Annotated in this window: 3 protein-coding genes; 1 reads left to right on the forward strand and 2 read right to left on the reverse strand. The window is 53.8% G+C overall.

The features are described 5' to 3' along the window. Nucleotides 1–81: 81 nt before the first annotated feature. A complete protein-coding gene (locus ACFSRY_RS13275) occupies nt 82–1,548 on the reverse strand; it encodes a hypothetical protein (protein WP_377508335.1) in 1,467 nt (488 codons plus the stop codon). A 34-nt stretch (nt 1,549–1,582) separates the two neighbouring features. Then, a complete protein-coding gene (locus ACFSRY_RS13280) occupies nt 1,583–2,287 on the reverse strand; it encodes a hypothetical protein (protein ID WP_377508338.1) in 705 nt (234 codons plus the stop codon). Nucleotides 2,288–2,374: 87 nt separating this feature from the next. Here ACFSRY_RS13280 and ACFSRY_RS13285 point away from each other — a divergent pair. Continuing rightward, nucleotides 2,375–2,573, forward strand: a 199-nt coding sequence (locus tag ACFSRY_RS13285) for a hypothetical protein (RefSeq protein WP_377508341.1), incomplete at its 3' end; no start/stop codon positions are given.

The following is a 2,573-nucleotide window of genomic DNA, read 5'->3' on the forward strand; positions in this document are numbered from 1 at the left end:
CATGTTCGGGTTTCTTACCGCCACAGGTGGCAATCCTTCACATCCGGTTTGCCCACATGGCTTTGCATCAACTACTTTCCCCTAACGGCCAAGCCTTAAGTTGAGGTAAGGCCCCACGTTCAGGGTATAGGTGCGGTTAAATCTGCCGGGCATGTTGTCGCTGCCCAGGAAGATGTTCTTGAGCCCTCTCTCCACACTGATCCCGTAGCCAATGGTCAGGCCCCCGACCCGCCTCTCCTGTCCCAGGGCCCCGCGCACACCATAGTCATACTGGCTGTAGCTGCTTTCCGTTTCCCGCAGCTCGCCCCGCCTCTCATGCAGGAGCCCTGCGAACAGGCCGGCCCTGAGGGTGATGTCGGAGAGCAGGGACTTCCTGTCGGGAAGGAACCTGTGCTGGTACTGGGCATACCCTTTGTAGTAGGTTAGCTCCAGCCCCCTCTTGATGTAGCTGCCGCCCCTGAAGGTTTTGTATTCCTGTCCGGTCTTTGCCATGTGGAGCTCTGTGGAGACAAAGCTTCTGTGGCCCAGGTGGTATCCGAGCGAAAGCCCCACACTTTCGTTGAATGTCGGGCTGGTGGAGATAAGACTGCCCTTGTCGAAGCTTCTCTGGGTCTCATTGTTGAGAAGCCAGCTGTTGTTGTAGGAAATAGCCAACCCAAGGCTGACCCTGGCAGGCATCAGCCTTTTTTCAAGGCCTGCAGCGGTCGTGTTGCCCTCTCCTGTGGCTATGTGCCTGTATCCCAGTGAGTCGAAGGCTACAGCGTTTATTCTACCGGTCGGCCTTAGCGCTGCCTGCCTTGTTTGCAGCAGGGGGGCAATTTCTTCGTTTGATAAGCTGCCTGATAAAGACTCTCCACTTTCCGCTACAAAAGGAGGTGCTGTTTCCTTGCCTGACAGCCCTGTGTTGCTAATCGGATCAGGGACAGGTCCGGAAACAATTACCCTTCTGCCGCGAAGCAGCAAGTCTCCCTCTTGTTGATTTGCCTGATGTTCTGGTAAGCTCTCTTCATTGCGATGCAGGCCGGGCATCTGCTGCTTGCGGGTACTGCCTGGTGCCTTTGGGCTGCCATTCTCCATGCCAATACTTGTGACAGGATCTCCTGCCACAATGGTCTTTGGTGAGGCCAAGGCGGTTTCTGCTTTTCCGCCCGACATGGCAATGGGGTTTTCCCGCTTGACAAGGTAGGCGCCCGCCAGTCCGGCTATCAGCAGGAGTACGGCAGCAGCAGCCGTCCATCGCCACCTGTGATTTCCTGCGCTACCCGCTCCGTTAAGCTCTTTGTTGATCCTTGTCCAGACAAGGTCGATGTTGAGTTGCTTGTTGATGGACTGCCAGACATGAGAGGGCGCTTTTTTGTCCTGAGCCGAATAGCTTTCCCTTATCCTTCGGTACAGGCTCAGCTCATCCGGGCCTTCCCCGGTCGGGGAGGATGCGGCTTCATCCAAAGAGGCGGAAAGACTTCTCCACAAAAGGTCAGGAGCCTTCTTTTCCATCTGGCCAAAGCTGGTCTTTATCTTCTTGTTTAGCTTGTCGTCCTTTTCCTTCATCACCTGGATAGTCTGATTCTTAAGGTTGGCAGCACTAGTAGGTAAACACTGTCTCGGCTCCTTTGCCGATCCGGCTTACCACGATCTCATAAATCTGCTCATTTACCTCCTCGCTGATGAGAATGGTGGCCACTCCGTTTCTCTCCACTACTTCCGCATTATCCAAAAGGGAGGAGGGTACGGCCTGGAACCAGTAGTGCGGGTTCAACCGAATGGAGGCAGTGGCTGGTGCCTCTCTTTTCAGGATGATCTGACTGCCGTCTGACAGGCTTTTAGCCTCTACTTCAATTTCCCCGGAGGATTGGAGCTCAAAGCGCAAAGGAAGTACTTTGCCTCCGCTCGTCTGGTACACCCCTTCCACAACAAGGCTGCTCTTTTTTTGACCCTCATCCTCCTCACCGTCAATGGTTTCAATAGCCACCGCAATGCGGCTGTAGGTCCCCTGCGGGACCTGAAATTTCAACTCACTAATCCCCTGGTTTGGGGAAAAAGGCACGTGCAGTCCATGCTCGTACTCCTTCTCGAAGCGAACCTCCTCAGCCTGCTCCCTGTCTCCCTCAAACTCAAAAGAGGCGAGCACAAGGTGGCCCTCCGTGAAGCGGATGCGGCTGTCAGAGGTCTTCTCCCGTTGCATGTCCAACGTGAAGCTGACATCCACGGGTATTTTGAACTCCTCTTCTTTCTCGCAGGAAAGAAGGAAACAGGAAATAAAAAGCATGAAGAATGTTATTCTTTTCATTTAAATGCGCCTTTACCTTGTTACGCCTCACACTACCTCACAACCCCTTTGGCTGCTGATGTATAGATTCCCCTGAGGCTGTAAACGTTGGAAGATAACCTTAATTTATTTTATTTTTCACACATGCCCGTTCAACTTTCTGCGACCTTCCCCTTGCTTTCACTCTCTGGGAAGGGGATCACCTTTCCCTCCCGTCTCGCGATGGACTCTTTGAGCAGAAACCTGGCCCTGTTTAGCTGCGAGCGCGAGGTGCCCTGGGAGGTGCCCATCAGCTCGGCTATTTCCC

The organism is Pontibacter locisalis (assembly GCF_042684605.1).
GTDB lineage: Bacteria > Bacteroidota > Bacteroidia > Cytophagales > Hymenobacteraceae > Pontibacter > Pontibacter locisalis.

Excerpts from the sequence above, each read along its gene's own strand:
- ACFSRY_RS13275 (WP_377508335.1), bottom strand. The coding sequence starts at position 1,548 with ATGAAGGAAAAGGACGACAAGCTAAACAAGAAGATAAAGACCAGCTTT.
- ACFSRY_RS13280 (WP_377508338.1), bottom strand. The coding sequence starts at position 2,287 with ATGAAAAGAATAACATTCTTCATGCTTTTTATTTCCTGTTTCCTTCTT.